Annotated in this window: 30 protein-coding genes and 1 pseudogene; 13 read left to right on the top strand and 18 right to left on the bottom strand. The window is 63.4% G+C overall.

Annotation, left to right across the window (positions count from 1 at the left end; genetic code table 11):
* Positions 1 to 85: 85 nt before the first annotated feature.
* The 8 genes from rpoD to BPHY_RS18610 all read right to left on the bottom strand — a co-directional run bounded on the left by rpoD (position 86) and on the right by BPHY_RS18610 (position 9,914).
* Positions 86 to 2,080 carry an RNA polymerase sigma factor RpoD gene (gene rpoD / locus BPHY_RS18640; protein WP_012402998.1) on the bottom strand — a complete coding sequence of 665 codons (1,995 nt, stop codon included), beginning with the start codon at positions 2,078 to 2,080 and terminating at the stop codon, positions 86 to 88.
* A gap of 275 nt (positions 2,081 to 2,355) precedes the next feature.
* A complete protein-coding gene (locus tag BPHY_RS18635) occupies positions 2,356 to 2,610 on the bottom strand; it encodes a hypothetical protein (RefSeq protein ID WP_244257806.1) in 255 nt (84 codons plus the stop codon).
* Positions 2,611 to 2,647: 37 nt separating this feature from the next.
* Positions 2,648 to 3,052 carry a hypothetical protein gene (locus BPHY_RS42910; protein WP_176061964.1) on the bottom strand — a complete coding sequence of 135 codons (405 nt, stop codon included), beginning with the start codon at positions 3,050 to 3,052 and terminating at the stop codon, positions 2,648 to 2,650.
* Between the two features lie 23 nt (positions 3,053 to 3,075).
* The gene (fabI, locus tag BPHY_RS18630; RefSeq protein WP_012402995.1) at positions 3,076 to 3,855 is read right to left on the bottom strand and encodes an enoyl-ACP reductase FabI; all 780 of its coding nucleotides are present in this window, start codon (positions 3,853 to 3,855) and stop codon (positions 3,076 to 3,078) included.
* A 2-nt stretch (positions 3,856 to 3,857) separates the two neighbouring features.
* Positions 3,858 to 5,039, bottom strand: a complete 1,182-nt coding sequence (locus tag BPHY_RS18625) for an acetate/propionate family kinase (protein WP_012402994.1) — start codon at positions 5,037 to 5,039, stop codon at positions 3,858 to 3,860.
* Between the two features lie 18 nt (positions 5,040 to 5,057).
* Positions 5,058 to 5,999, bottom strand: coding sequence for a phosphate acetyltransferase (locus BPHY_RS18620; RefSeq protein WP_012402993.1), 942 nt, complete (start codon positions 5,997 to 5,999; stop codon positions 5,058 to 5,060).
* 84 nt (positions 6,000 to 6,083) lie between these two features.
* The gene (locus tag BPHY_RS18615) at positions 6,084 to 8,369 is read right to left on the bottom strand and encodes a DUF3141 domain-containing protein (protein WP_012402992.1); all 2,286 of its coding nucleotides are present in this window, start codon (positions 8,367 to 8,369) and stop codon (positions 6,084 to 6,086) included.
* Between the two features lie 390 nt (positions 8,370 to 8,759).
* Positions 8,760 to 9,914, bottom strand: coding sequence for an acyl-CoA dehydrogenase family protein (locus BPHY_RS18610; protein ID WP_012402991.1), 1,155 nt, complete (start codon positions 9,912 to 9,914; stop codon positions 8,760 to 8,762).
* Between the two features lie 412 nt (positions 9,915 to 10,326).
* On the opposite strand from BPHY_RS18610, the gene BPHY_RS18600 reads away from it, so the two are divergent.
* From BPHY_RS18600 to BPHY_RS18585, 4 genes are all read left to right on the top strand, one after another.
* Entirely contained in the window at positions 10,327 to 11,049 is a 723-nt protein-coding gene (locus BPHY_RS18600) for a sulfite exporter TauE/SafE family protein (protein WP_012402989.1), read from the top strand.
* A 31-nt stretch (positions 11,050 to 11,080) separates the two neighbouring features.
* Positions 11,081 to 11,416, top strand: coding sequence for a YbjQ family protein (locus BPHY_RS18595; RefSeq protein WP_012402988.1), 336 nt, complete (start codon positions 11,081 to 11,083; stop codon positions 11,414 to 11,416).
* Between the two features lie 29 nt (positions 11,417 to 11,445).
* On the top strand, positions 11,446 to 11,640 hold the full coding sequence (locus BPHY_RS18590) for a YqaE/Pmp3 family membrane protein (RefSeq protein WP_012402987.1): 195 nt from the start codon (positions 11,446 to 11,448) through the stop codon (positions 11,638 to 11,640).
* A 168-nt stretch (positions 11,641 to 11,808) separates the two neighbouring features.
* Entirely contained in the window at positions 11,809 to 12,903 is a 1,095-nt protein-coding gene (locus BPHY_RS18585; protein ID WP_041765097.1) for a GGDEF domain-containing protein, read from the top strand.
* 6 nt (positions 12,904 to 12,909) lie between these two features.
* Here the strand turns inward: BPHY_RS18585 and BPHY_RS18580 are convergent, their stop codons facing one another.
* The 3 genes from BPHY_RS18580 to BPHY_RS18570 all read right to left on the bottom strand — a co-directional run bounded on the left by BPHY_RS18580 (position 12,910) and on the right by BPHY_RS18570 (position 14,309).
* Positions 12,910 to 13,137, bottom strand: coding sequence for a DUF2964 family protein (locus BPHY_RS18580; RefSeq protein ID WP_041765094.1), 228 nt, complete (start codon positions 13,135 to 13,137; stop codon positions 12,910 to 12,912).
* 86 nt (positions 13,138 to 13,223) lie between these two features.
* Positions 13,224 to 13,826 carry a hypothetical protein gene (locus BPHY_RS18575; RefSeq protein ID WP_012402984.1) on the bottom strand — a complete coding sequence of 201 codons (603 nt, stop codon included), beginning with the start codon at positions 13,824 to 13,826 and terminating at the stop codon, positions 13,224 to 13,226.
* Between the two features lie 90 nt (positions 13,827 to 13,916).
* Positions 13,917 to 14,309, bottom strand: coding sequence for a hypothetical protein (locus BPHY_RS18570; RefSeq protein WP_012402983.1), 393 nt, complete (start codon positions 14,307 to 14,309; stop codon positions 13,917 to 13,919).
* Positions 14,310 to 14,942: 633 nt separating this feature from the next.
* On the opposite strand from BPHY_RS18570, the gene BPHY_RS18565 reads away from it, so the two are divergent.
* Positions 14,943 to 15,347 carry a helix-turn-helix domain-containing protein gene (locus BPHY_RS18565; RefSeq protein ID WP_012402982.1) on the top strand — a complete coding sequence of 135 codons (405 nt, stop codon included), beginning with the start codon at positions 14,943 to 14,945 and terminating at the stop codon, positions 15,345 to 15,347.
* A gap of 33 nt (positions 15,348 to 15,380) precedes the next feature.
* On the opposite strand, the gene BPHY_RS18560 is transcribed toward BPHY_RS18565, so the two are convergent.
* The 4 genes from BPHY_RS18560 to BPHY_RS18545 form a co-directional block, all read right to left on the bottom strand.
* Entirely contained in the window at positions 15,381 to 15,809 is a 429-nt protein-coding gene (locus tag BPHY_RS18560; RefSeq protein WP_244257813.1) for a lytic transglycosylase domain-containing protein, read from the bottom strand.
* A gap of 99 nt (positions 15,810 to 15,908) precedes the next feature.
* Complete coding sequence (locus BPHY_RS18555; protein WP_012402980.1) at positions 15,909 to 16,292, bottom strand: hypothetical protein; 384 nt, start codon at positions 16,290 to 16,292, stop codon at positions 15,909 to 15,911.
* Complete coding sequence (locus tag BPHY_RS18550; protein WP_041765089.1) at positions 16,289 to 16,645, bottom strand: hypothetical protein; 357 nt, start codon at positions 16,643 to 16,645, stop codon at positions 16,289 to 16,291. The genes BPHY_RS18555 and BPHY_RS18550 overlap by 4 nt, the downstream gene beginning before the upstream one ends.
* 537 nt (positions 16,646 to 17,182) lie before the next feature.
* Complete coding sequence (locus BPHY_RS18545; protein ID WP_012402978.1) at positions 17,183 to 17,758, bottom strand: DUF4142 domain-containing protein; 576 nt, start codon at positions 17,756 to 17,758, stop codon at positions 17,183 to 17,185.
* 279 nt (positions 17,759 to 18,037) lie between these two features.
* Between BPHY_RS18545 and wrbA the strand changes: the two genes are divergently transcribed.
* Complete coding sequence (wrbA, locus tag BPHY_RS18540) at positions 18,038 to 18,637, top strand: NAD(P)H:quinone oxidoreductase (RefSeq protein ID WP_012402977.1); 600 nt, start codon at positions 18,038 to 18,040, stop codon at positions 18,635 to 18,637.
* Between the two features lie 17 nt (positions 18,638 to 18,654).
* On the opposite strand, the pseudogene BPHY_RS18535 reads toward wrbA, so the two are convergent.
* Together BPHY_RS18535 and BPHY_RS18530 are read right to left on the bottom strand one after the other, a co-directional pair.
* Positions 18,655 to 19,050, bottom strand: a pseudogene (locus BPHY_RS18535) (YbaK/EbsC family protein); the annotation flags it as partial.
* A gap of 39 nt (positions 19,051 to 19,089) precedes the next feature.
* Entirely contained in the window at positions 19,090 to 19,665 is a 576-nt protein-coding gene (locus tag BPHY_RS18530; RefSeq protein ID WP_012402975.1) for a DUF3331 domain-containing protein, read from the bottom strand.
* A gap of 515 nt (positions 19,666 to 20,180) precedes the next feature.
* On the opposite strand from BPHY_RS18530, the gene BPHY_RS18525 reads away from it, so the two are divergent.
* From BPHY_RS18525 to BPHY_RS42575, 4 genes are all read left to right on the top strand, one after another.
* Positions 20,181 to 20,558, top strand: a complete 378-nt coding sequence (locus BPHY_RS18525; protein WP_012402974.1) for a DUF427 domain-containing protein — start codon at positions 20,181 to 20,183, stop codon at positions 20,556 to 20,558.
* Between the two features lie 402 nt (positions 20,559 to 20,960).
* Positions 20,961 to 21,614: a carbonic anhydrase gene (locus tag BPHY_RS18520; RefSeq protein WP_012402973.1), complete on the top strand. Its 654-nt coding sequence runs from the start codon at positions 20,961 to 20,963 to the stop codon at positions 21,612 to 21,614.
* Positions 21,615 to 21,707: 93 nt separating this feature from the next.
* On the top strand, positions 21,708 to 23,270 hold the full coding sequence (locus BPHY_RS18515) for a SulP family inorganic anion transporter (RefSeq protein WP_012402972.1): 1,563 nt from the start codon (positions 21,708 to 21,710) through the stop codon (positions 23,268 to 23,270).
* A gap of 55 nt (positions 23,271 to 23,325) precedes the next feature.
* Positions 23,326 to 23,580 carry a hypothetical protein gene (locus BPHY_RS42575; protein ID WP_167538873.1) on the top strand — a complete coding sequence of 85 codons (255 nt, stop codon included), beginning with the start codon at positions 23,326 to 23,328 and terminating at the stop codon, positions 23,578 to 23,580.
* A 62-nt stretch (positions 23,581 to 23,642) separates the two neighbouring features.
* Here the strand turns inward: BPHY_RS42575 and BPHY_RS18510 are convergent, their stop codons facing one another.
* On the bottom strand, positions 23,643 to 23,927 hold the full coding sequence (locus BPHY_RS18510) for a hypothetical protein (RefSeq protein WP_012402970.1): 285 nt from the start codon (positions 23,925 to 23,927) through the stop codon (positions 23,643 to 23,645).
* Between the two features lie 337 nt (positions 23,928 to 24,264).
* On the opposite strand from BPHY_RS18510, the gene BPHY_RS39630 reads away from it, so the two are divergent.
* The 3 genes from BPHY_RS39630 to BPHY_RS18500 all read left to right on the top strand — a co-directional run bounded on the left by BPHY_RS39630 (position 24,265) and on the right by BPHY_RS18500 (position 26,031).
* Complete coding sequence (locus BPHY_RS39630) at positions 24,265 to 24,456, top strand: hypothetical protein (protein ID WP_012402969.1); 192 nt, start codon at positions 24,265 to 24,267, stop codon at positions 24,454 to 24,456.
* 226 nt (positions 24,457 to 24,682) lie between these two features.
* Positions 24,683 to 24,874, top strand: coding sequence for a hypothetical protein (locus BPHY_RS18505; RefSeq protein ID WP_012402968.1), 192 nt, complete (start codon positions 24,683 to 24,685; stop codon positions 24,872 to 24,874).
* Between the two features lie 131 nt (positions 24,875 to 25,005).
* Complete coding sequence (locus BPHY_RS18500; RefSeq protein WP_012402967.1) at positions 25,006 to 26,031, top strand: S1C family serine protease; 1,026 nt, start codon at positions 25,006 to 25,008, stop codon at positions 26,029 to 26,031.
* Positions 26,032 to 26,083: the final 52 nt, after the last annotated feature.

The raw sequence follows: 26,083 nt of genomic DNA, 5'->3' as shown, positions 1-26,083 counted from the left end.
GGCAGCCCTTGAGGCTGCCGCGCTTTTGCTTTGAAGCTGTTTCACCGCATCAGGCCGCATGCGTGAACTGCTGCGGCCAGATGCATCAGCTGCGTTCGAGGAACGGGCGCAGCTTGTCCGCGCGGCTCGGGTGATTGAGCTTGCGGATCGCCTTGCCTTCGATCTGGCGGATACGTTCGCGCGTCACGTCGAACTGGCGGCCCACTTCTTCGAGCGTCAATTCCGAAGCCGTGTCGATGCCGTAACGCATGCGCAGCACTTTCGCCTCGCGCGGCGTGAGCGCGTCGAGCGCTTCGTCGATCGCGCGGCGCATGTTCGCATGCACGGCGGCGTCGGCGGGCGATGTTGCCGACGTGTCTTCGATCATGTCGCCGAGCGTCGTGTCGGCATCTTCACCGACGGGCGAATCCAGCGAGGCCGGGTTCTTCGCGATCTTCAGGATGCTGCGAATCTTCGCTTCAGGCATGTCCATGCGTTCGGCGAGGACGGAGGGATGCGGCTCCTGGCCCGTCTGCTGCACGATCTCGCGCTGGATGCGGTTCAGCTTGTTGATCGACTCGATCATGTGAACCGGCACACGAATGGTGCGTGCCTGGTCGGCGATTGCGCGCGTGATGGCCTGACGGACCCACCACGTTGCGTACGTCGAGAACTTCCAGCCGCGACGGTATTCGAACTTGTCCACCGCCTTCATCAGGCCGATGTTGCCTTCCTGGATCAGATCGAGGAAGTGCATGCCGCGATTCACGTACTTCTTCGCGATCGAAATCACGAGACGCAGGTTCGCTTCGATCATCTCGCGCTTGGCCTGGCGCATCTTCGATTCAGCCGAGCCGAGCTGCTTGTTGATCTGCTTCAGTTGTTGCAGCGGCAGCGCGATCGACGCTTCGATGTCGACGAGCTTCTGCTGTTCCGACTGGATGGCGGGCAGGTGACGCTCGAGCGCGGGGCCGTAGGTCTTCGACTTCGCGGCGACGCGCATCGTCCAGTCGAGATCCGTTTCGTTACCCGGGAACGATTCGACGAACGTCTCGCGCGGCATGTCGCAGCGGTCCACCGCGATCTGCAGGATGCTGCGTTCGATCGCGCGAACCTGCGCGACCTGCGCCTGCACTTCCGCGCACAAGCGGTCGATGGTCTTCGCCGTGAAGCGGATCGGCGTGAGTTCCTGCTGGATCGACTCGCGCAGATTCGCGATGGCCGTGGCGCGGCGCTTGTCCGTGACGGGCATGTCGGGGACGCTGGCGAACAGAGCGCGCACGCGCTCGAAGATCGCGAGGCTGTCCGCCGTCAGCTGTTCGAGGCGCGCGGCATTGGCCTTTTCGCCGCCATCGTCGGAAAGATCGCCGTCTTCGTCGTCGGAATCGTCGTCCGAGGCGCTCGTTTCCAGTTCTTCTTCAGCGGCGGCTTCGGCTGAGTCGTCGTCGAGTTCGGCGGCTTCCGTCGTGTCACTGATGCCGTCGACCAGCTCGTCGATGCGGATTTCGCCCGCCACGACGCGGTCGACGTCCGCGAGAATCGTCGCGATGATGGACGGGCACATCGCGATGGCTTGCACCATGTCCTGCAGGCCGCCTTCGATGCGCTTGGCGATTTCGATTTCGCCGGCGCGCGTCAGCAGCTCGCTCGCGCCCATTTCACGCATGTACATGCGCACCGGGTCGGTGGTGCGCCCGAATTCGGAGTCGACGGTGGACAGTGCGACCTCGGCTTCTTCATCGGCCTGATCGTCCGATGCGGCCGCCGACGGCCCGTCGTTCAGCAACAGCGTTTCCGCGTCGGGCGCCGTTTCGTATACGGAGACGCCCATTTCGCCGAACGTGCTGACGATGGTTTCCATCGCGGCCGTTTCGGTGAAATTGTCGGGAAGGTGGTCGTTGATGTCGGCATGCGTCAAATAGCCGCGCTCGCGGCCCAGCGCGATCAGTGCGCGCATCTGACGTTGACGTTCTTCAGCGAGAGATTCCATCAAGGCCGAGTCTTGCGGCGCGGCGGGTTGCGCCTTGGCCTTTGCTGCGCGCTTGGGGGTTTTCGCTGCGGTGGTTTCGAACTGGGAGTTGTCCCGGTCAAGCTTTGCCAATACGTTCTCCTCGGCAGGCTGTTTCGCTACCCCGCGCGCACGCGCGCGGCAGGTGGCGTGACCTGTCGGATCGTGAGGGAGGGCGGGGTGTTGCACGAATCGATCGGCGCGGACCGGTTGGGAGCCCGTTGAGGCTGTTGGCAAGCCTGTTCGGATGCCCAGTCGGGACGCAATTCGACGCGTGCAGAAAAGTGAATCTGCAAGTATAACAGGGAAAGTGGTGCGGTGCACCAGTTTTATGCAACCGCCTATGCCCCATGCCGGTGCGCGAACTGTCAGCGGTTGCGCGACAGATCCGACGCGACGACGCCCGCCAGTGCCGCGACCAGCATGCAGCCGACCGTCAGCAGGGTTTTGGCGACGGCCACGGACACGTGCTCCGGCCCGATCACGGCGAATACGCCGACCAGCAGGCCGATGGCCGACAGCGCGAACATCGCCCACGGCATTCCGCCGTGCTTCGCGGACTCCTTGCGCGCCCAGGCATCCTGCGCGCGTTCCGGCTTGGGAACGGTGGGCGGGGTAGGCACGGCAGGCGCTTTCGACGACGAGGAGATGGAACCTATCTTATGCGAGGCATCGTTCATTTCGACTACGTGTTTCTTTCGAACCGGTAATTCGGTGAGTGGACGAATGCCGCTGCGAGGGGCAGCCGCGCGACAGGTCCATCATGTTATGACATAAAGGCGGGAGCGTCAGCGCGGGCGGCAGGAGGTGTGCAGAAGTACAACGCGGCGTGGGAGAAAATGGTTTACACGCGGGCTCACATGGGCGGCGGCGTATAGGGTTCAGCGCCGGGTTCAGCGCCGGGTTCAGCGCCGTCACGTTGGCGCCATTGATGGCGATGAGGGCCGCAGTATGTTCGTCGGCCCCGCCGACCAGTTCGATAGCGCTGCAATCCGCGGGCGAATAGCGGTAGACGAGCGTGTTGATTTCGTCGAGCGAGGCGTTCTGCGGCAGACCGCCGGCCAATAGTTCCGTGCAAGCCAACCGTTTCAGCCGATGATGCTCACGCCGCCGTCGACGAAGACTGTGTTGCCCGTCATGCGGCGCGCGTACGGCGTCGCGAGGAATGCGCAGGTATAGCCGACGTCCATGATGTCGACGAGTTCGCCGATCGGTGCGCGCTCAGCCGCTTCGTTGAGCAGCAGGTCGAAGTCCTTCAATCCCGATGCGGCGCGCGTTTTCAACGGTCCGGGCGAAATGGGATGCACGCGAATGCGCTTCGGGCCGAGTTCGTGCGCGAGATACCGGCACGACGCTTCGAGGGCCGCCTTCACGGGCCCCATCAGATCGTAATTCGGCACGACCCGCGACGCGCCCAGATAGCTCATCGCGAACAGCGACCCGCCGTCGTCCATCAGCGGTGCGGCAAGGCGCGCCATGCGGATGAACGAGTGACACGAAATGTCCATCGCGACCGAAAAGCCTTCAGGCGAACTGTTCAGCAGGCCGCCTTGCAGGTCCGCCTTCGGCGCGAAGGCGATCGAATGCACGGCGACGTCGAGCCGTCCCCACGTCGTGCGCACGGCATCGAAAACGGCTTCGAGCTCGCCGGGCTTCGACACGTCGAGCGGCAGCAGCAGCGTCGCACCGAGTTCCTGCGCGAGTGGCTCGACGTAGGGCTTGGCCTTGTCGTTCAGATAGGTGATCGCCAGATCGGCGCCGAGCTCGCGGAATGCGCGCGCGCAACCGTATGCGATGGAGTGTTCATTGGCAATGCCGACGATCAGCGCCTTGCTGCCTGCCAGTACCTGTCCCGTGGGCCTTTCCATGTCTAGCTCTCCAGCCGGCTGAGTGCGTGCCGGGCGATCATCAGTTCTTCGTTGGTCGGAATGACCCATACGTCGACCGCGCTTTTCGCATCGCTGATGCACGGACCGTGGCGCTGGTTTGCCGCTTCGTCGAGCGATACGCCGAGCCACGCGGCCAGCTGGCCGACGCGCTTGCGCACCGCGTCCGCGCGTTCGCCGATGCCCGCGGTGAAAACGATCGCATCGAGGCCGCCGAGTGCGGCCGCGAGCGAGCCGAGTTCGCGCGAGATGCGGTAGCAGAACAGCTCGACGGCTTCGGCGGCTTTCGGGTCGTCGCTGGCAAGCAGCGTGCGCATGTCGCTGGAAATGCCCGATACGCCGAGCAGGCCCGAGCGCTTATAGAGCAGCGATTCGATCGCGCGTGCGTCCATGTTCGCTTCTTCGAGCATCCACAACACGACGCCAGGATCGAGACTGCCCGAGCGCGTGCCCATCACGAGCCCTTCGACGGCCGTGAAGCCCATCGTGCTCGCGATGCTCTTGCAGCCATCGAAGGCCGCCATGCTCGCGCCGTTGCCCAGATGCATCACGACGGTCTTGCCTTTGGCCGCGCGTTCGTCGACTTGCGGCAGCACGCTTGCGATGTATTCGTACGACAGCCCATGAAAGCCGTAACGCCGCACGCCGCGGCTCGTGATGTCGGGCGGCAGCGCGAAGCGCGTCGCGACGGCGGGCTGCGTGTGATGGAACGCGGTATCGAAGCACGCGATCTGCGGCACGTTCGTGTTGCGCGCCATGATCGAGCGGATGGCCGCGAGATTGTGCGGTTGATGCAGCGGCGCGAGCGGCACGAGCGCTTCGAGTTCTTCCATCACCTTCGCATCGACGCGCACCGGCTCGGCGTACTTGTCGCCTCCATGCACGACGCGGTGGCCGACCGCGAGCAGCGTCGCACGGCCCTCGCCGTGACTGCGCAGCCAGTCGAGCAGAAACGCGATCGCGTTGTCATGTCCGAGTTGCTCGCCTTCGGGCCAGCGCTTGTCTTCGATGACCTCGCCGTTTTGCCGCTTCGCCGTGAAGCGCGGGTTCGTATAAATCTCTTCGAGCTTGCCGCCTGCGATGGGTTCGAGTTGCGCACCCTGTGCGTGGAACGCATGAAACTTGATGCTAGACGAACCCGCGTTGATGACGAGAATGACGTCCATGCAATGCCTCGAGACGTATCAAACGATGGCGGAAGCGGGCTGCTCGCGCCGCGCGAGCGCGACCATCGAGGCAACCGCGCAGGAGGCTAGCCGCGTGATCACGGAGTCCGCGCGGCTCGTGAGGATGACGGGTACCTTCGCGCCGAGAACGATGCCCGCGGCATCCGCGCCAGCGAGGAACGTGAGGCTCTTCGCAAGCATGTTGCCCGCTTCGAGATCGGGCACGACGAGTACGTTCGCGCGACCCGCGACGGGCGAATCGATGCCCTTGATCTTCGCGGCTTCTTCGTTGATTGCGTTGTCGAGCGCGAGCGGGCCGTCGAGTATGCCGCCCTTGATCTGTCCGCGATCGGCCATCTTGCACAGCGCGGCGGCATCGAGCGTCGACGGCACCTTGGAATTGACCGTTTCCATCGCCGAGAGAATCGCCACACGCACAACGGGAACATGCAGCGCATGCGCGAGGTCGATCGCGTTCTGCACGATGTCGCGCTTTTCGTCCAGCGTCGGCGAGATGTTGACGGCGGCGTCGGTGATGATGAGGGCCTCGTCGTGACCCGGCACGTCCATGATGAAGCAATGGCTCACGCGTCGTTCGGTGCGCAGGCCCGTGCTGCGCGAGACCACAGCGCCCATCAGTTCGTCCGTATGCAGCGAGCCTTTCATCAGTGCTTGCGCGCGGCCTTCGTGCACCAGTTGTACGGCGATTTCCGCGGCTGCATGGCTATGCGGCGCGTCGACGATGGGCAGGTCGCCGAGATCGAGATTGCCTTCCTTCGCGGCCGCTTCGATCTTCGCGCGCGGACCGACCAGAATCGGCGCGATCAGCTTCATGCGTGCTGCTTCGACGACGGCCGACAGCGAATCGTGATCGCAGGGATGCGCGACGGCTGTCGGCGTTGGCGGGAGCGTGGCCGCAAAGGCGACGAGACGCTCGTATTTTTCGCGCTTGTGTTCCATGTTGCGTGCCCTCGTAGGTGAACCGGTCCGCGCACGTCATACGCGGCGGAAAGCGAACTTCCGCGCGCCTGACGATGCCTGCTGTCATTCGACCTGCTGACGCGCCGGCTCCGCGCGGCGCGCCGTTTTCTTCTTCGACGCCGATTCGAAGATCGACAGCACGCGGGCGAGATCGGCGCGTTCGCTATCTTCGAGCGGCAGCATCGTGCTGATCTCGTCGATGTCGCGCGCGGCGCTGCGGATATTGTCGTGCGGCGCATTGGAGAGCAGGCCCGGCAGCGCGTCGATTGCAGCTTCGCTGTCCAGGCGCAGCAGCGCGGCCTGTTCGCGCACCACATGCTTGAAATACAGGATGCCCCGATCGGAGAGCTTGCTCAGCATCTCGCGGGCGAGATTGAAGCGCCGTTCGTCTGCGTCGCCGCGCGTGCGCCGCACGTACAGCAACGCGCGCACGCTCGCTTCGACAAGACCGCCTTGCATCATGTCGTTGCGCAGACGTTCGTGTTCCGCGACGATCGATGCGTCGCGCTCTTCCGTGTCGCCCGGTTCCGTCAACGCGGCATTCGCTGCGCTGTCGCTCTGCGGCGGAAGGCCCGCGAACGCCTGCAGCCACGGCGCGCCATAGATGGTTTCGAAAGCCTGTTCGACGGCGGCGTCGCGCATGTCGCGATAGTAATCGAGCGACGCAATGATCGCATTCGACATGGCGGTTTGCATCTGCATGAACGGGTTGTCTTCCGCGACGGGCGCGCGCGCTTCCTTCACGCTGGCGGCGGCCCGCGCGACCGACGATGCAAACGGATTGCGATCGGACCACAACTCGTATGTGACGCGCAGCGGATGCAGCTTGCTCGACATATCGGCCGTCCACGGTGTCGTGCAGGCGCGCACCCACGGCTGCAGGAAGCTGCGATACATGCCGAGGTTAAAGCGTGACACGTACGCGGCCGTTGCGAAGCGCCTGTCGCTCTCGGGATTGGGCTGCACGATCTCGCGCACGTCGGCGATCGTGCGCGGCGAGATCGACAGTACATATTGGCCTTCCACCAGATCCGCATGCGGGGTCGCTTCCGTCTTCGCGCCCATATCCGCTTCGTAGAGGCCGGACGGCAGCAGGTCGATCAGATCGATGTTGCTGACGAACTCGCGATGTTCCTTCTTGCCCGTGCTGCTCGACACGAAGATGCCAAGGTGGCCGATGCTGTCGTGCGTCGCGTAGACGATGGTCTGATCGTGACCGAGCAGATCCGCGTCGTCGCGATAGAGGTCGGTGATCCAGCCGAGCGCCTGCGGCGGCGGCGTGATGTTGTCGCCATACGAGCAGAACACGACGATAGGCGAGCGGATGTTGCGCAGATCGAGCCGCACGCCATCGGACGTGACGATCTCGCCGCTCACGAAGCGGTTGCCGACGAACAGGTTGTCGACGATGTACTGCATCTCGGCAGCGTTCAGGAAGACGTGACCGCCCCAGTACTTTTCGAAGCTGAGATAGCGCGGCCCTTCCGTGTCGATGTTCGCGTACAGGTTGTATTGTTTTGTCCAGAGCGTGTTCGCGGGGTTCAGGTTCTCGAAGTTCTCGACCAGCCATGCACCGTCGAAGCGGCCATCTCCGAGGTCGCCCGTGAGCGCCGTGAGCCACGAGCCGCCGAGCATGCCGCCCGAATAGCGCATCGGGTTCTTGCCGCGCCAGCCTGCCCAGTACGACACGGGTGCGCCTGCGACGACGATCGGTCCGAACAGGTCGGGGCGCATCGAAGCCGTCATCAGCACTTGCCAGCCTGCCTGGCAATTGGCGATTACGGCAGGTTTGCCAGGGCTGTCTGGGTGCAGTTCGATGACCTTTTCGAGGAATGCGGCTTCTGCGAGCATCACGTCTTCGACTGTCTGTCCCGGCACGGGGTCGGGCAGAAAGCCGACGAAATAGCACGGATGTCCGGCGCGCAGCGCTGCGCCGATTTCGCTATCGCGCTTGAATCCGCCGATGCCGGGGCCATGCCCCGCACGTGGGTCGACCACCACGAATGGACGCAGGCGACCGGGATCGCGTCCTTCCACGAGATCGCGGTCAGGCTTCAGGTCGTCGGGTGCAGCGATGCGCACCAGCCCGTAATTCACCGGGCGCGGCAAGGTGCGGCCATCGACGACAAGCTCCGCGCCGAAATCGAGCACGTTAGGCACGCGTTCCTGCAAGTGAGCGTGGTACTGATTGCCGCGTTCACGCATCACGTCGGCGAACAGCACGCTGCGTTGCCATGCGTCGACGGCATATGCATAGCCTTGCGCGAACAGATTGCCCGGCATCGACGCGAAAGGCGTCGGCGCGGTGAACGTGCCGGATAAAGCGGAGATCGGTTGAGACTGATTCATGCTCGGATCTGCTCCCTCAAAGGGCCTGTGCCGCGTTTTCATGCGAGGCTGCATGCGCGCATCAAACAGGTGATGCGCTCGGCGTCGCGACGAGTCAGGCGGCCTGATACCAAAGCGAGACTTCAACGCGCCTCGAATGAGGCGCGGCTTCGATCAAGATCAGCGAAAAAAAAGGCAGAAGCATGACGCGTTGATGAATGCGGGGCATCGAAGCGCTTGAGGCATCATCGGTGCTTGTTGCGTTGCGTCATCAACCCAGTTTAGGACGGGATGATTTTTCTGGCAATCGGAAAAGTGCCTGCACGCGTGCGTAATTTAAAGCAGACTTTGAACTGCAATGACATCGATCAACGCTATCGCAAACGTCTGCGTCGATCGACGTGATGTCCTTTAGCGGCTTGCGTCGCGAATCATGTTGCGTGCGATCACCAGTTGCTGGATCTGCGTCGTGCCTTCGTAAATGCGGAACAGGCGCACGTCGCGATAGAAGCGTTCGACGGCATAGTCGGACACATATCCTGCGCCGCCATGAATCTGCACCGCGCGATCGGCGACGCGCCCGCACATCTCCGACGCGAACAGCTTGCAGCACGATGCTTCCGTCGATACGTCGTGTTTCTCGTCGCGGCGGCGCGCGGCGTCGAGCACCATCGAACGCGCGGCGTAGATTTCCGCGCGGCTGTCAGCGAGCATCGCCTGCACCAGCTGAAACTCGGCAATGGGCTGGCCGAACTGCTTGCGCTCCATTGCATAGCGCAGCGCGTCATCGAGCATGCGCTCGGCCGCGCCGACGCAGATCGCGGAGATATGCAGGCGGCCCTTGTCGAGGACTTTCATGGCCGTCTTGAAGCCGACGCCTTCCTTGCCACCGATCATGTTCGACGCAGGCACGCGGCAGTTCTCGAAGATCACGTCGCAGGTGTGCGCGCCTTTCTGGCCCATCTTCTTGTCGATCTTGCCCAGCGACAGGCCTGGCGTGCCTTTTTCGACGATGAACGCAGAGATGCCGCCCGCACCCTTGCTGTCCGGGCTGGTGCGCGCCATCACCGTATAGATGCCGGCTTCGGGTGCATTGGTAATGAAACGCTTGGTGCCATTGATCACGTAATGGTCACCATCGCGCAGGGCGGTCGTGCGCAGCGAAGCGGCGTCCGAGCCCGAACCCGGCTCCGTCAGTGCGAACGACGCGATCAGCTCACCCGATGCGAGCTTCGGCAGATAGTATTGCTTCTGCTCGTCCGTGCCGTCGATGACGAGTCCTTGCGAACCGATGCCGTTATTCGTGCCGATCAGCGACCGGAATGCGGGCGAAGCTTTCGCGATCTCGAACGCGGCGAGCACTTCCTCTTCCATCGTCAGACCGAGGCCGCCGTATTCCTCGGGAATCGACAGGCCGAAGAGTCCGAGTTCGCGCATGTCGCCGACGATATCGGCAGGGATTTCATCCGTTTCGGCGACTTCGTTTTCGGCGGGCACGAGACGCTCGCGCACGAAGCGCGATAACGAATCGAGAAGAATGGACAGTGTTTCCTGATCGCGGATCATCGTGTACCTGTGCAAGACGCAGTTGCTGGCCGGTCATTGTAGAGACGGACGTGCGGATTCGCCAACCGGGCGGTCGGCGTTCATGCGGCGGGCAGTCTGGCGTGGCCGGCTTCGTGCGGATGTCTGCGTATCGGAGCAGGATACGTCGCCCATGCAGACCGGGATCGCCGAAGCGCGACTTCAAACCGCCGCTGCGGGCGCGGTTCCGTTCGTCGCGTATGTCGGCGCTGGTTTTCGATATTCGCGCGTTAGGGCGCTGGAGCCTTCGCCGTTGGCTTGCGCGATGCGATGACAGCGACGACGGGCGCTTCTTCAACGTCGTGGTTGTGTTTGTCCCGCATTCGTCACATCTTTGACGGATATGTCGCCATTTTCCAGTAGCATGGCGCCGAGGCGCTTTTCGGGGAGTCGCATGAGTTATCTGTTGGTGCTGGCCGTCGGTCTTGCGGCGGGTACGTTGAGCGGTGTGATCGGCACGGGGTCGTCGATGCTGCTGATGCCCGTGCTCGTGATGCTGTCCGGCCCGCAACAGGCTGTGCCCATCATGGCGATCGCAGCGATCATGGGTAATTTCGGCAAGGTGCTTGCGTGGTGGCGCGAGATCGACTGGCGCGCATGCGGTGCGTACTGCTCGACGGCCGTGCCGGGCGCGGCGCTCGGCGTGCGCACGCTGCTTGCGCTGCCGCCGCATGCCGTCGAGATTGCGCTGGGCCTGTTCTTCGTCGCGATGGTGCCCGCGCGCCGCTGGCTCGCGCGCCGCGCGGTCCGCTTTTCGCGGTGGCATCTCGCCGCGATCGGCGGGCCTGTCGGCTTTCTGACGGGCATCGTCGTGTCGACTGGACCCATCACGGTGCCTGTGTTCATCGGATATGGCCTCGTGAAAGGCGCGTTTCTCGCGACGGAAGCGGCCGGCTCGCTCGCCGTCTATGGGGCGAAGGTCGCGACCTTCGATCACTTCGGCGCGCTGCCGCTGCATGTGGTGCTCGACGGGCTGATCACCGGTTCTGCGTTGATGGCGGGCGCGTTCTGTGCGCGGCGCATCGTCGTGCGCATGAGTCCCGGCACGTTCAGACTGGTCGTCGACGGTTTGATGCTCTCATCCGGTTTGTCGCTGCTGTGGGCGGCGGGCCGCTGAACTAAACGAATCAACCAGCGGAGGAAGCGACATGATTGAACGACACATGGTCTCCACCACCTTCGATTTGCCTGGCCACACCGTCGACGCGTCGCTCGGCATGGTACGCGGCATCATCGTGCGCTCTCGTTCCGTGGTGGGATCGATTGGCGCGGGGCTGCAAACCATCTTCGGCGGCAACATCTCGCTGTACACCTCGTTGTGCGAGCGTGCACGGCAGGACGCGTATGAGCGCATGCTGGCCGACGCGGCGATGCTCGGCGCCAATGCTGTCATCGGCATGCGCTACGATGCGACCGAGATCGGCGCGGGCGTGACGGAAGTGCTCTGCTATGGAACGGCCGTGCACGCGCGCCGCAACGTATAACCAGGTTTTTTCAACCAGAAGGAAATCCCATGCGTCTATTGCTTGCACTGCTTTTGCCGTGGTTCCAGTTCTTCACGATTGGCCGTCCGTTCGCGGGGATCATCTGCCTCGTGCTGCAGCTCACGATCATCGGCTGGCTGCCCGCGGCGATCTGGTCGGTCTACGCGCTGAGCCAGTACAAGACCGATCGCAAGATCGAAGCGGCGCTTGGCCGGCGCTCCTAAGCGCATTTGAAACTGCGCGTCCGGTGTATAAAGCGGACGTCGTTGCGGTTGGTTGAAAGCAAGAAACAGGTTGCAACCGGGGTCGCAACGGTCGGCCTCAAGCAAACGCACATCGAGGCCGATAACCAGACGTTGGGCCCCGCAGCGGGCCGCAATGCAACGGCCCCAATGAGCACAACACACACGCCCCACTCCGTCCGTCTTCGCGCACTCGTCGATACAGTGCAACGCAATGAACGCACGTTGCGCCGCTTCCAGGATGTCGAACTTCATCTGATCCGCGCACAGGATTTTCAGGCGCTTTGCAGCGTGCTGTTCGACTATCTGCCGCGCGAGTTCGGACTGGAGCGTGTGATGCTCTGGCTCAACGACACGTTGCCGCTGCTCCATGAGATGGCCTCGCGTCACGTGACTCCGCCGACGGCCGGAAGCCCGGCAGGGTCGCTGAATACGTCGCGTGAAACCGGCGACGCGGCGACGCGACTGTGTGCACAAGGACGTCCGTGGCTCGGTGCGTGCGCGTCGATGGACGATGCGGCGCGCGACGCGCTCCGTGCCGGCGACATGCCGGCGGCCAGCATCGCGCTGCTGCCGCTCGCCGCGAACGGTCTGTTGAGCGGCTATCTGTGCCTCGGCAGCGACAACGCAAGCCGTTTCGCCGCAGGGATGGCGACCGACATGCTGGAACGCTTCGCCGTGATCGTGGCGGCGAGCCTCGACAATGTCGCGCATCGCGAGCAGCTCGAACGGCTCGGCGCAACCGATGCGCTGACGGGTCTGCCCAACCGCCGCTATTTCGACGAGCGTTTGCGCGAGGAGACGATGCGTGCGTCGCGTTACCGTTTGCCGCTCGGCTGTCTCTTCATCGATATCGACGGCTTCAAGCCGATCAACGATGCGCACGGCCATGCAATCGGCGACCGCGCGCTTGCGCTGGTCGGCGCATGTCTGCGCAAGCAGACGCGCCTCGGCGACACTATCGCGCGATACGGCGGCGAAGAATTCGCCGTGCTGCTGCAAGGTGACCTGAAGGACTCGCTGGCTGTGGCCGAACGCATGCGCACGGCCGTCGCGCAACTCGAGCTGCACGACAATGGCGGCGCGCGCATTCCGCTTACGGTGTCGATTGGCGCCTCTGCACATGCGATGCAGTCTGGGTCTGATCTCGACCGGCTCGGGCGCACGCTCGTCGACGAAGCGGACCGCGCGATGTACAAGGCAAAAGCCGACGGACGCAATCGCGTGGTGACGCTCGTCACCTGACGCACGCTAGTCGTCGACGAACAGCATCGACACGTACAGGATCGTCGACACGATGATGATACCGACCCCGACGAACACCTTCGTGCGGTTGAATTCGAGCCCGCCGTTGATCGCGACGGCAATGCCCGCGACGGCCGACAGCGTACCGATCGCGGCCAGCACGACGTGAGCCTTGCTCCAGATCATCTTGCGGCGCGCGCGGCGCTTTGCGGAATTCCAGGGTTCGATAGGCATCGGGTTGACCATGCGTGCAGAGGCCAGCAACGACATGTTTCGCCGGCGTCATGCACCCGGCGAGACGGCAGGACGCAGGCCGCCCGTTACTGGAGGGGCGCACCGTTGCGCGTGATATGGACGGCAGTGGCGGATGCGTAGTCCGCGCGAATGCTGTCGCCGACCTTGATCTTCTCGAGCGGAACGTCGGGCGCAACCTCCAGCACCACGGTGTGCTTCGGTCCGCGCAGCGTCACCTCGCGCTTCTTGCGATCGATCTTCTGCACCGTTGCGACGACTTCCACATGGCGCACCTGCGTCGACGCGCCGCCCTGCGCGGGCGTTGTCGATTGCGATTCGACGCGGGAGCGCACGCCCTTCGCGTCGACCTTGTCCGCGGACAGTAGCAGCGCGCCCTTGTACGAGATATGCACTTCGTCGCCGACCTTAAGTTTCTTCACGTCGCCGACATCGGGATCGACGTCGACGATCATCGAATTGCCACGCGGCCCGCGAATCGTCACTTCGTTGTTGTCGGCGTCGATATGGGTGATGTGCGCCGTCACTTCGGCGACGGCTGCCGTGCCGACAGCATCGGGCGAGGACACCGGATTGTCCTGCGCGCTCGCGTCGAGGACGGGCGCTGCGAGCGCCGCGCAAGAGACTGCGATGGTCAGGATGCGAATCGAACGGCGAGCTGCACGTTGCATGTGAGACTCCTGGGTTGAATGGGCTGATGGTCCGTTGGCCGCATGCGCGATGCCGGGCGCGCGTTCTGCGCGTGTCCGTCCGGCATGGGCTCAGGCGGTTTCGGCGGCGTGGCAGGACGCCTTTCTTCTGGCATCCTCATAGACGCGACGGCGTTCCGCTTCGACCAGCAGGCGCTTGCGCTTGATCGATTGCCGATGGATGGGCGGCCCCATGACGGCGACGTAGTCGGCGTAGCGGTGCTTCTGATAGCGGCGGAAGAAGTCGGGGCCGGGCAAGCCGTTGCTGAGCGCGAGCAGCACGCCGTAATCGATATTCGACACTTCGCCGAGAGAAGCGATGGCGCGCTCCAGCGCGTCGTAGCGAGCCGTGAGGGGATCGCTCGCGCCGAACATCGCATGAAACCGCTGATAGCTCACAAGACGCTCATGTTCTGCCGCGCGCCGCAACGCCACGACGATACGCTCCACCCGTTCGACTTCCATCTCTACCTCCGCGCGGGATGCGCCGTCGCGCGAGCCAGCGAAAGCTGCGCGGCGGACAATGACAAGCTGCCAATATGTCGTTTATGTCTAAATGAATTTTTTAGATCGTATTTATATTCTGACAATAATAGGAATTTGCGGACGGGAAAATACCCGCCGCTTTTAAAGCGGCGAACCAGCGGAATAAAAAATTATTTGCCTTGGCAAGCGAAAGCCCAGGCGATTGGAGTAATGCGTTAATGGAATCGAGGTATTGCCATACGACGTTCCCCTGTGAAACGTGGCAGGCGCACAATTCAAAGTGCGGTTTGTAAGCGTTGACTGCACTCGATGCGTGTAACGGTTACTGCATGCTAGCAAACGAATTCGGTAAGTTCAAGGTTCGATGTAATGCACTTGAAAAAATGTGAGGGTTTCTTATTGTTAACCGAAATGATCCATTTGTTGATTCGCGTTAGAGGTGGCGCAATAAAATCGGCAAATGGTTTTTGGATATTCATGAAATTTTACGGACGCCTGACACAAACAGTCGCGGAGCATATATTGGTTTTTTTAACTTTGCCACGCGCCCGTGCAAGGCATCACGATGCGGCATCCAAGGCTTTCCTGTTCCGACCATCAGCGAGGCCGTTCATGCCGCCACGAAACGAAGCATTGCCGACCGTCATGCGCAGGCTCGCTGCAGGCAAAATGCTGATGGAAGGCGCGTCCGTCAGCGATGTCGCCGCGCAACTGCATATCTCCGAGAATACGGTGCGCAAATATCGCGCGCTCATGAACGAAGGCGGACTGGAGTCGTTGCGGCAGATGAGCGTGGGCGGGCGTTCGTCGGTGCTCGACGAGGCCGCGATGGAATGGATCGCGGCGGCACTGAGAGGCCCGGCGAGCATCCACGGTTTTCCATCCGACGCGTGGACCAGTAATCGTCTGCGTGAACTGATACGCTCGAGGTTCGGCGTCAGCTACTCGCGCGTCTATACATGGCAGATTGCGACCAATCTCGGGCTGGGGCACCGGCTCACGAAATCGCGCAAATGAACGCGGGCAGGGCGCCCGCGCCGGGCAGTGTCTTCAGCGCGCCGCCGGCAGCAGTTCGCCCCACGCGACGAGAATCTTCTGGATGCTGCGCGCATAGGCGTCGCGCTCTTTCGGCGACTCCGAGTGGTAAGCGCCGATCGCGCGCCACGTGTTGCCGTATTTCACCATCTTCTGTTTGATGAGCCATGCGGCGACGTAGATGTTCACGCATGCATCCGTAAGCGCGCGATGAGGAATGCCAAGGCGTTTCAGGTCACTGAAGTGCACGGAATTGATCTGCGCCTGGCCGACGTCGACCGAGCCGTTCGAATTGCGGTTGACGGCGGCCGGATCGCCCTTCGATTCGTGCCAGGCGACCGCACGCAGGATCAGCGGATTGACGCCCTGGTAGACGGCGGCCTGCTCGAAGCAGTCATCGGCGCGAGCCGTCGCGCTCGTCAGGGCGGCGAGCGACAGGGTCAGCGCACCGAGCGTATGTGCGACGCAGCGCCGTGAGCGCGGCCCAGCGAGCAATCGATCAAGAGACACGTGTGACGCTCCGTAGAGTTCGCGAAACAGCGGTTATTTCGCCAGCGCGAGGTCGAGCTGCTTTTCGACCGAACGCAGATAGGTGCGTGTCGTGTCCGACACGACGAGTCGCGCAGCGGGCGCGGTGGGCCGCACGTCGACGGAGGCGCGTACCTTGCGTTTTTTCGCGGCGGGTTTCGGTGCGAGCGGCGGCTCGTCGTCGTCGCCGGCTGACGGTGGCAGCATCGCGAGCGTCGGCAGCGGCGGATACACCTTGTCGGCGGCAGCGGATGGGGCAGGCGCCGCGCTCGAGCCGCTGCTCGACAGCGCGCCGGCAGTGGCCGGCTGGCCCGCGAGCGCGGCCTGGCTCATGAACGCGGCGAGCGCCAGGCTCGCCGCGAGAATGGCAGTGCGGAACATCACGTGGCTTCCCCTCATGGCGTCCCGCCCGTCGGCCGGATCGACACGCTATACGGCTGATTGGCGCCCGCCGTCAGGTTCTCGAGGCTGAGCTTCGCCGGATGCTGCGAAGGGACGCCGCGCCAGATGGCCTGGTTCAGGTACGGAAGATCCTGGCCAAGTGCGGTGACGAGAATCGTCGTCGGCTGCTTTTGTGCCGCGGCCAGCGCACCCGCCTTCGCCAGCACGGCCGACAGCTGCGGATCGCGGGCCCCGAGCGCGTCGGGCGGGATGGTGAAACTGATGACGTCGTTCGACACGGGCGCCTTGTCCGCCTGCGATGCCGTATTGGCAGGCAACTGCGCGCAGCCGGTCATGACGGCAAGAACCATACATATCGCAAGCTGCTTCACGAACCGCTCCCAGAAGTCGTTGACGCTGTATCGGTTTGTCGGCACGAGCACGGCGAACTTGATATGCAAACCGCAAACGTTTGGCAAATCGGGAAACTTAACTCAGGAAATGGCGGTCGGGCGGAAACTCTGAGCGTTGAAAGCGGGAAAGCGGTGAGGTTGCCTCAGCGGTCGGCGGCGCACTACGACCGTAGCCGAAGACGATTCTCCGCGTCAGGCTGATTTCATTTTTCCTCGCTGCCGGGGACGGCCGACATGATTGGCCGCGCAACAGATTCATGCACACGTAGTGAGGCACCGCGGCATCAGGAGATCGCTCCCACGAGGCCGGTTCGAGCAGCGGGCATCCGAAGCGTCAGCCGAAGCTCGAATCGATGGCGAGCCGTGCTCGCATGGAGCAGAGCGTGTCGAGCTTAGGCAGGTCAGCGAAGGACGCGGAGCCGACGCCCAAATGAAGAAAAGCGCATCCCGGCGATGCCGCGATGCGCTTCCTTCGATGTGGCTTCTGAATGAGCCTTACTTCGCTGCGAGATGCTTGCGCTTTGCAAGGTCTTGCGCTGACGCGTATTGCGCCTGGATGACAGGCAGCGCCTTGCGCGCGGCGTCCTTCAACTGCTCGTTGCGGCCCGACGCGATTTCCGCCTGAAACGCCGACAGCGTTTTCTGTCCGTCGGCCAGTGCGATCTGCTCGATGTACGTCTTGTCGAATTCCGCGCCGCGCATCGTTTTGATGCTGTCGAGTACCGCCGTGTCCGGGTTGTTGTGCGGCACGTCGACGCCGCGCGGGCTCGCTGCGCGCAGCGAGTCGGCGATCTGGAGATTGTCGGCGGCGACCTTTTCGGCGAATGCCTTTACTTCACGATCCGTCGAACGGGATGTCGCAATGCGTGCAGCATCGCGTTGCGTGGCGACGGCTCGCGTGCCTTCGTTGATGAAGGTCTGGTCGGCTGCGTGCAAGCGTACGGCCTCTGCGGGCTTCGTGGCGGATGCCTGTTGTGCCGGTTGCGTGGTCTGCGCGTTCGCCGTCGATGCGAGCACCAGCAGGCTGGCCGTGGATGCACAAACGATGAAAGCGCTGGGCAAACGGATCATGTGTTTCTCCTTGAGCTGTGAATCGTGAGCTGGAAAATCAGTCGAGGGCATTCTAGGGGGCGGGCGTGCATGCAGGTGCAACGGCGATGTCGCTTATGTAACGGCGCGTAAAGATTGTTGCGCGGTTGTGGCGCGTATCGCGTGACGCTGCAATGGCGAGCGCGTTGGCCTTACAAAGACATGCGCGAGTGTCGGGAGTATCGTGCGCAGTACGGCAATCGACGCCGCCTTCTCTCAATGCGAAGCATGCGGGCTTCGCACTCACGTCAGGAGATCGCAATGGCCAGGGTTCTCGTTCTCTATTACTCGTCGTACGGGCATATCGAAAAGATGGCGGAGGCCATCGCGGAAGGTGCACGCGGCGCGGGCGCGCAGGTCGACATCAAACGCGTACCGGAGACCGTGCCCGAAGAGATTGCAAAGAAGGCGAATTTCAAGCTGGATCAGCAGGCGCCCATCGCGACGGTCGCCGATCTCGAGCAATACGATGCGATCGTCGTCGGCACGGGCACGCGTTATGGGCGCATCTCGTCGCAGATGGCTGCGTTTCTCGATCAGACGGGCGGACTCTGGATGCGCGGCGCGCTGAACGGCAAGGTCGGCGCGGCGTTCGCATCGACGGCGACGCAGCACGGCGGACAGGAGACCACGCTGTTCTCGATCATCACAAACCTGATGCATCTTGGCATGATCATCGTGGGCCTGCCGTACAGCCATCAGGGGATGATGAACATGACGGAGATCGTCGGCGGCGCGCCCTATGGCGCCACCACGATCGCAGCGGGCGACGGCTCGCGCCAGCCCAGCGCAATCGATCTGGAGGGCGCGCGGCATCAAGGCGAACTGGTGGCGAAGACGGCGGCGAAGCTGTTCGGCTGAGTCTTTTGTTTTCTGGCTCAGGCGCCGTCAGGCTCGCCAACCGGCAACGTCAATTGCGCGACTTCGACGTTGCCGAGTTGCGGGAGTACTGAAGGCGCGAGCAACAGCTTCGCCTCGCGTATGCCTGCGCCCATCACGACCTGCCGACGTTCCATCACGGCGGCATCGACGAGCACGCGCCAGCTCGGGGGCAAACCGAATGCCGTGATGCCGCCGAATTCCATTGCGCTTTGTTCGGTCGCGATCTCGCGCCGCGCGAACGAGATGCGTTTTGCGCCGAGTACTCCTTTCACCGCGCCGTTGACGTCGAGGCGCAACGAACCGAGCGTCACGATCGCGGCAAGATGTTCGCAGCCGTCTTTCTTGTAGCGAACCACCATGGTGTTCGCGCAGTCTTCCATCGGAAAGCCGTACGTGCGCGTCCGAAGGGTAGCGCGTCCGCGTGGAAACGCTCATTCGAGGTCGTCGAGCAGCTCGGCGAGAATCATCTGCGACATGTTGCGCGGGCGGCTCGTCGGACGGCTGAACGGCCCATACACGGCATCGCCGCGCACGATCTCCGCGCCCGTCAGCGCACAGACGCCGCGCGAACGCGCGATGCGGCGCACCCACAACTGCTCCGTATAGCGGCCTGCCGTCGAATCGCGCCACGTGATCGAAATCGACTTCGCCCCGAAGCGTTCGACGAAAGTAATCACCGCACCGCTATATTCACTGGCAGCCTGGGCTCGCTCGGCCGTTGCCGTGCGACGCGCGGCGCGTGCAGCGCATGCGCCCTTGTCGCATTTGTCCGAAGGTCCGAGCTTGATGTCCTGCGCGGGTGCCTTGCCCAGCCGCGAAATGGTCGTGGTCCACGGATCATGCAGCGCGGGCGGAGCGACAGCAACGCCTCCGGCATGGTCGGACCGGACGTCGGCGTACAACGTTTCCTTGCGGCGCACCTCCGGCTCGCCGCTCGCGCGCCGGTTTGCGTGGGCGCGAGGCCGGGGTTCAGCCGCTGTGCCAGTTGCAGTTCCAATCCTGCTCACGTCGACTCCTCGTTAAAGCATGGCCCATTGGAGCGAATCATCCGGCTGCGCAGAACCTTACGGCCTGCTTGTGATGACCGCCTGGCAGCCGCACATCGCGGTTGCTTGCGCGCGGGCGAAAACGCATGCGCCGCGCGTCGTTGCGCCATGACGGCGAACGATGGGAGCGGCTTCACGCTTTATCACAGCGTGACTATTGGCTTTCGCAACCGGCGCGAACGACCGGTCGCATGGCCTGCATCCTATCGGCTTGCCAGGGGCAGATAAATGCCAGCTAAATGAACACTCAATTTATCTAATTCAAACAATCGGCCTGCGCAAACGTGCGTTGCCTGTCAAGGGCTTGCTGGATAACGGTCCGCAGCGATGCATATGCACACGTCCAGCACAGATCGCGGCCATATAGGCGCTACGCGGCACAGGGTCTTGCCTTGACATCGCAACACGCACGTCCATACTCGGGCGATACTTTGCCGCCCGGCCACAACCTGTTCTCATCGCAAGGACACGACGTCATGCACAAGACAGTGAAGATTCCCGGTCCTGACCATCCGATCACGATTGCGAAAAGCGGGTCGCGCGTCGTCGTGTCCGTAGCCGGACGCACGATTGCCGACAGCACCGACGCGTTGTCTTTTCACGAAGCGTCTTACCCGGAAGTGCTCTACATTCCGCGCAAGGACGTGAACATGGCGCTGCTCGAACGCACCGATCATGCGACCTATTGTCCGTATAAAGGCGAATGCAGCTACTACAGCATTCCTGCCGGCGGCGAGCGCTCCGTGAATGCGGTGTGGAGCTACGAAAGCCCTTACGATGCCGTTGCGTCGATCAAGGAGCACGTCGCGTTCTACCGCGATCGCGTGGACGCCATCGAAGTCAGCGCGCAGTAATTCACAAGAAGGATGGGTCGCGCATGCGATCCATCCCGTCACCTTCTTCCGTCGAACGACGACACGTCGTCCGAGCCGCGTCCTTGACGACGCTGTCAAGCATGGTCCAGCACGTGCTTCCGGCACGCGCGCAATGACGACACGCGTGACAAGCATCGATCTCTTCCAAACGCTCCGCCCGAACTCGCCGCTTCATCGCGGTGCAGCCCATCACGAGAATGACATCAATGCGCGGAGAACCGCATGTATGCACGCTTTCCGGGCATCGGATGCAGTCGGCATCAAATGAATTTTGTCTATTTTTTTTGGAACCTTCTTGCCGTAAGCTTTTCGTAAACACCATCGCGTTTGTCCGCGGCGGACAGACTCCGTTCAATTCAGAACCGGCAGGGAGTACGATCGATGAATCATCCAAAACGCCTATTGCTGTCCAATCTGGCGTGGTCGCAGGAAGTTGCGGCGCGCGAGCCCGAGTTCTTCACGGATCTGGCGCGCGGGCAGCAGCCGCGCATTCTGTGGATCGGTTGCTCCGATAGCCGCGTGCCCGCGGAGCGCATCACCAATGCGCAGCCGGGCGAACTGTTCGTCCATCGCAACATTGCGAACCTTTACACGTCCGACGACGGCAACGCGTCTAGCGTGATCGAATACGCGGTGCATGCGCTGAAGGTCGAGCATGTTGTGATCTGCGGACATCATCACTGCGGCGGCGTGCGCGCTGCGCTGTCGCCGCCTTCGGATGCGCTGCCCGTCGTGAATCGCCGCATTGCCGGCCTGCGCGATCTCGCCGAACGTCATCGCGAGGAACTGCTTGCCATTGCGGATTTCGACGCGCGCGTCGACTGCTTGGCGGAACTGAATGTGATCGAGCAGGTGCGTCTGCTGCGCGAGTCGCCTATCGTGCGACGCGCGCCGCGTCCGCCGCAGGTTCACGGCTGGATTTTCGGACTGCGCGAAGGGCTGCTCACGCAACTCACCGACATGGACCAAGCGCGAGAAATCGCCGATTCGCACGCCGATTCGCACGCGTCCATCGCCGTTCGCGACGCCGCCTAGCCACGGTTCAGGCGTTTCCTCCATTCATTGAAGATCAACGTGCCGCCCGCGCATCGCCGGGCGGCAGGGCTCAACTCGACCTTGCGGATTCCCATGCACACTCCACCCGTTTCCCGTCTATCGAACCTGCGTAGCGACGTCTTCGCGGGTATCGTCGTGTTTCTCGTCGCGCTGCCGCTGTGTCTTGGCATCGCCACTGCGTCCGGCGTCGAGCCGTTTGCCGGACTCGTGTCCGGCATCGTCGGCGGCCTGGTCGTCGCGCTGCTGAGCGGCTCGCATCTGAGCGTGAGCGGGCCCGCGGCCGGGCTCGTGGTGATTGTCGTATCGGCGATCGCGTCGCTCGGCAGCTTCTCCGCGTTTCTCGCCGCAGTGCTGATCGCGGGTGCGCTGCAGGTCGGCTTCGGCCTGTTGCGCGCGGGACGGCTCGCGAGCTTCGTGCCCGTCGCCGTCATCAAGGGCATGCTGGCTTCTATCGGCATCATCCTGATCGTCAAGCAGATTCCGCTCGGCGTGGGGCTGGCGAGCGGCACCGATGCCGACATGGCGCACGCGGGCACACTGGCAACGCCGTTCGGCCACGTCTCGATCGTCTCGGTCGTGCTGGTCGTCGTATCGGTCGCGATGCTGTTCGCGTGGGAGACACCGCGCGCGAAGCGCTACGCGCTCGTGCGCATGCTGCCGGGGCCGCTCGCGGCCGTCGCGCTCGGTATCGGCGCGACGCTCGCGCTGGGTCTGCTCGCACCGGCACTGGCGTTGCCTGCGGAGCATCGCGTGTCGCTGGTGTCGCTGGATTCGTTCGCGGCGTTGACAGGCGCGATCTCGATGCCCGACTTCACGCAGCTCGTCGATGCCGACGTATGGCGCGTCGCGCTCACGCTGGCCGTCGTCGCGAGTCTGGAAACGCTGCTGAGTCTCGAAGCAGTCGAGCAGATCGATCCTCAGCGCCGCCGCGCGTCGCCGGATCGCGAACTGAAGGCGCAAGGCGTCGGCAACATGGTGGCGGCCGTGCTCGGCGGGCTGCCGCTGACGGCTGTGATCGTGCGCAGCTCGGCGAACGTGCACGCGGGCGCGCAGACGCGCATGTCGGCGGTGATTCACGGCGTGCTGCTGCTGGCGAGCGTGTTTGCGCTGACGGCCGTGCTGAATCTGATTCCGCTCGCGTGCCTCGCGGCGATCCTGATCCACACGGGTTACAAGCTCGCGAAGCCGGCGTTGTTCGCGGCGATGGCGCGCGAAGGTGTCGACCGCTTCGTGCCGTTCGTGACGACGATCGTCGGTGTACTCGCAACGGATCTGCTGATCGGCATCGGAATCGGCATCGCGACGAGCGCCCTGCTCGCGATGCGCGTGAACCTGTCGCGCACCTTCACGCTGACCCGTCACGACGATCACTATCTGCTGGTGCTGCGCAAGGACGCGACGTTTCTGTCGAAGCCGATGCTGACGCACTGCCTGGGTCAGATTCCCGACAGCGCGACGGTGCTGATTGACGCCGAGCGCGCCGATTTCATCGACCGGGATATCCGCGATGCGCTCGATGCGTTCGTGGGCGAGGCGGCGCGCCGGCAGATTACCGTCGAGCGTCTGCGCTGGCCCGAGCCGGCGGCGCAGGAAGGGCGCGCGCTGCTGCCGTCGTTGCGTGCGACGACGGGCTGACGCACAGAGGGGCGCGGTTGCGCGCGGCATGGCGCGCACGCGTGACAGAGAACTGATGAAGGAGCCGGACTCGCGGCGGGCGAGGCGGCTGGAAGGCGAGGGCGCCCGGCCGTTGCCGGACCGCGCGCGCTCGTCGGATCGGTGGCGCGATTACTCGGCGATCGAAAAGCGCGAGGGCCGCGCCTGCTTCGCCTTTGACGGACGCTCGACGCGCGGGCTTGCACCACGGATGAACAGCACCGCACAGAGCGCCACCATTGCCCAGACCGAGAGAAGTATCGTTAAAACGTTCATTTCCAATTCCAGTTAGCCGGCGCTGCAGTGGCTGTTGCTGTTGCTACGTTCAATTCGTTCCGTCGCGCGAGCGGCGGGTCAATGGGTGGTGTGACGAACTTCACCATCGAACAGAAGCTCGTCGATCAGCCGGGTGGTCAGCGCGAGCTGCTTTTCCAGCGACTCGCGCGCCGCTTCGGCACTCGCCGGGTCGCCACGCGCCACGGCGGCATGCGTCTGGGTGGCGAGGCGCAACACCGTGTCGGACGCGAGCTGCAGGCCGCGCATCAGATCGGCCTCCGGGTACGCCCGCGGACTGCTCCAATCCTGTGCGTCGCAGGCGTTCGGCTCGGATGGATCGCTTCTGTCATGACGGGAAGACATTTCAGGCTCCTCAGTGCATGTGCACGACTGCAGTGTGCGCTTCGAGGCTTTCTTTCAATCCGTCGAACAGAGGCCGAATTCCGATTCATACCGCCGACCTCGAAATCTGTTCGTGCCCGGCGGGCGCCTGTTCTTTTTTTGACCGGCGAATAGTAAGCAACTGTTAGCGCGCGGTCTGCACGTAAAGCCCCTGGGTTGCCCGGGCCCCTTTCTTGCGCACTCCTGCAGCGCAGCGGCCCGCTGCTGTCGTGTAGTGCGCCGTAACCAGCCGTCACAAGTGGTCACGAACACCTTCTGTAGCGTCTGCTCAAATGCTACGTGAAGAGGGAGAACGATCATGAAAAAACTTCTGACGCTGGCAGCCGTCGCCCTGGTGACAATCGGTTTAGCGGGCTGCGTCGTCGCGCCACCATATGGATACGGGTACGCGCCGGCCTACGGCTATGCGCCGGGTTATTACGCGGGCCCTTCAGTGAGCGTCGGCGTCGGTTACAGCTGTTGCTGGGGGCATGGCGGCTGGCATCGATGATGTGTGATCGCAGACGTGCCCCCACGGCGAGAACAGATGAACTGCGCACGAGCGTTTCATTCCTGGTCTGCATCCTGGCCGTTCGGCAGCGCACATTGCCGGTGAGCGCTGCCCGGCGCGGACCGCTTGTCTGAGGTACGATCTCGGGACAGAAGGCGTCTGCTGCGTAGAGCGGCGGCGTTCTGCGAGGGCGTTTTCGCAACACCACTTACTTTTCACATCCCGCATGGACTACCGCGTTACCTACGAGCACAGCCTCGCCACCGCGCCGGACGACTACATTGTGAATGTGCCGTCGCAACTGGTGTCGGATGTGCCGCCGAACATTCCCAAGGCGCTGCTGCCCGAAGTCATCGAGAAACTGATTCTCGAGCGTTCGCCGCGCATCGGCCGCATCCGCAATCTGAGACTCATCTGACGCGCGTCTTTCGGCGTTCCAGCGCGGCTGCTCGGTGTCAGACCGATCCTCCCGCCGACGCGCCGGCGCCCCCGCTTGAAAACGGCCCGCTCGCCCCGCATGTGCGGCTCTCGCTTATCGGGAGCCTGATCATGGGAAGCCGTCCCCGTTTTATCGACGATCTGTCGGGCGCGCGGCCAGCCGCCGCTTCGCCCGGATCGCCTGGCGACGACGCACTCCTCGACGCCTATTCGCGCACCGTCATCGATGCGCTCGAACGGGTGCGGGCGGCCGTCGTCTTCATCACCGTCGAGCGCCGCGTGCCGGGCGCGCGGGAGCGCCACGCACCTGCGGGCACCGGCTCGGGGTTCCTCTTCACGCCCGACGGTTATCTTCTGACCAACAGCCACGTCGTGCACGGCGCGACGCATATCGGCGTGCAACTCGCCGACGGCACGAAGTTCGACGCCGATCTGGTCGGTGACGATCCGCATAGCGACCTTGCCGTGCTGCGCATCGGTTCGCGGGAGCCGCTGCCGCATGTCGCGCTCGGCGAGTCGGGCAAGCTGCGCGTCGGCCAGATTGCGATTGCCGTCGGCAATCCGCTCGGGCTCGAGCAGACGGTCACGGCGGGCGTGGTGTCCGCGCTGGGCCGCTCGCTGCGTTCGAATTCGGGCCGCATGATCTATGACGTGATCCAGACGGATGCCGCGCTGAATCCGGGCAATTCCGGCGGCCCGCTGATCAATTCGGCGGGGCAGGTGATCGGCGTGAATACGGCGATCATTCCGGGTGCGCAGTCGATCAGCTTCGCCACGGCCATCGATACCGCGAAGTGGGTCATCATGCAGATCTTCGCGCATGGGCGCGTGCGGCGCGCCTACATCGGCGTAGCCGGCACGACGACGGCGCTGCCGCGCCGTGTGCAGCGTTATTTCGAACTCGATTCGGTAAGTGGCGTGCGAGTGATCGAGATCGTGAAAGGGTCGCCGGCGGCTGTCGGAGGTTTGCGTGTGGATGACACCATTGTCGCTGTCGATGGCGAGGTCGTTGAAGGTGTCGACGCTCTGCAGCGTGCGCTCGATGGGTCGAAGATCGAGCGTGAAGTCGTCGTTAGTGTTTTGCGCGGTGCGAAGCGGGTTGAACTGGTGGTTTTGCCTGCTGAGCAGGTTGTATAGGGTTTGGTTTCTTTGGCTTGACACTGCAAGAGCGCAAAAACTCGGAACCGAA

This window comes from Paraburkholderia phymatum STM815 (genome assembly GCF_000020045.1).
Lineage (GTDB): Bacteria > Pseudomonadota > Gammaproteobacteria > Burkholderiales > Burkholderiaceae > Paraburkholderia > Paraburkholderia phymatum.
This window is presented reverse-complemented; position numbering and strand designations above follow the sequence as displayed.

Coding starts and splice junctions, on each gene's coding strand:
- BPHY_RS18550 (WP_041765089.1), bottom strand. CDS start 16,645: ATGGTTCTTGCCGTCATGACCGGCTGCGCGCAGTTGCCTGCCAATACG.
- BPHY_RS18505 (WP_012402968.1), top strand. CDS start 24,683: ATGGACTACCGCGTTACCTACGAGCACAGCCTCGCCACCGCGCCGGAC.
- BPHY_RS18545 (WP_012402978.1), bottom strand. CDS start 17,758: ATGATCCGTTTGCCCAGCGCTTTCATCGTTTGTGCATCCACGGCCAGC.
- BPHY_RS18625 (WP_012402994.1), bottom strand. CDS start 5,039: ATGGACGTCATTCTCGTCATCAACGCGGGTTCGTCTAGCATCAAGTTT.
- BPHY_RS39630 (WP_012402969.1), top strand. CDS start 24,265: ATGAAAAAACTTCTGACGCTGGCAGCCGTCGCCCTGGTGACAATCGGT.
- BPHY_RS18595 (WP_012402988.1), top strand. CDS start 11,081: ATGATTGAACGACACATGGTCTCCACCACCTTCGATTTGCCTGGCCAC.
- BPHY_RS18615 (WP_012402992.1), bottom strand. CDS start 8,369: ATGAATCAGTCTCAACCGATCTCCGCTTTATCCGGCACGTTCACCGCG.
- BPHY_RS18570 (WP_012402983.1), bottom strand. CDS start 14,309: ATGGAAGTCGAACGGGTGGAGCGTATCGTCGTGGCGTTGCGGCGCGCG.
- BPHY_RS18555 (WP_012402980.1), bottom strand. CDS start 16,292: ATGAGGGGAAGCCACGTGATGTTCCGCACTGCCATTCTCGCGGCGAGC.
- BPHY_RS18525 (WP_012402974.1), top strand. CDS start 20,181: ATGCACAAGACAGTGAAGATTCCCGGTCCTGACCATCCGATCACGATT.
- BPHY_RS18515 (WP_012402972.1), top strand. CDS start 21,708: ATGCACACTCCACCCGTTTCCCGTCTATCGAACCTGCGTAGCGACGTC.
- wrbA (WP_012402977.1), top strand. CDS start 18,038: ATGGCCAGGGTTCTCGTTCTCTATTACTCGTCGTACGGGCATATCGAA.
- BPHY_RS18585 (WP_041765097.1), top strand. CDS start 11,809: ATGAGCACAACACACACGCCCCACTCCGTCCGTCTTCGCGCACTCGTC.
- BPHY_RS18620 (WP_012402993.1), bottom strand. CDS start 5,999: ATGGAACACAAGCGCGAAAAATACGAGCGTCTCGTCGCCTTTGCGGCC.
- BPHY_RS18610 (WP_012402991.1), bottom strand. CDS start 9,914: ATGATCCGCGATCAGGAAACACTGTCCATTCTTCTCGATTCGTTATCG.
- BPHY_RS18500 (WP_012402967.1), top strand. CDS start 25,006: ATGGGAAGCCGTCCCCGTTTTATCGACGATCTGTCGGGCGCGCGGCCA.
- BPHY_RS18600 (WP_012402989.1), top strand. CDS start 10,327: ATGAGTTATCTGTTGGTGCTGGCCGTCGGTCTTGCGGCGGGTACGTTG.
- BPHY_RS18590 (WP_012402987.1), top strand. CDS start 11,446: ATGCGTCTATTGCTTGCACTGCTTTTGCCGTGGTTCCAGTTCTTCACG.
- BPHY_RS18510 (WP_012402970.1), bottom strand. CDS start 23,927: ATGTCTTCCCGTCATGACAGAAGCGATCCATCCGAGCCGAACGCCTGC.
- BPHY_RS18520 (WP_012402973.1), top strand. CDS start 20,961: ATGAATCATCCAAAACGCCTATTGCTGTCCAATCTGGCGTGGTCGCAG.
- BPHY_RS18580 (WP_041765094.1), bottom strand. CDS start 13,137: ATGCCTATCGAACCCTGGAATTCCGCAAAGCGCCGCGCGCGCCGCAAG.
- BPHY_RS42575 (WP_167538873.1), top strand. CDS start 23,326: ATGAAGGAGCCGGACTCGCGGCGGGCGAGGCGGCTGGAAGGCGAGGGC.
- BPHY_RS18575 (WP_012402984.1), bottom strand. CDS start 13,826: ATGCAACGTGCAGCTCGCCGTTCGATTCGCATCCTGACCATCGCAGTC.
- BPHY_RS18565 (WP_012402982.1), top strand. CDS start 14,943: ATGCCGCCACGAAACGAAGCATTGCCGACCGTCATGCGCAGGCTCGCT.
- fabI (WP_012402995.1), bottom strand. CDS start 3,855: ATGGAAAGGCCCACGGGACAGGTACTGGCAGGCAGCAAGGCGCTGATC.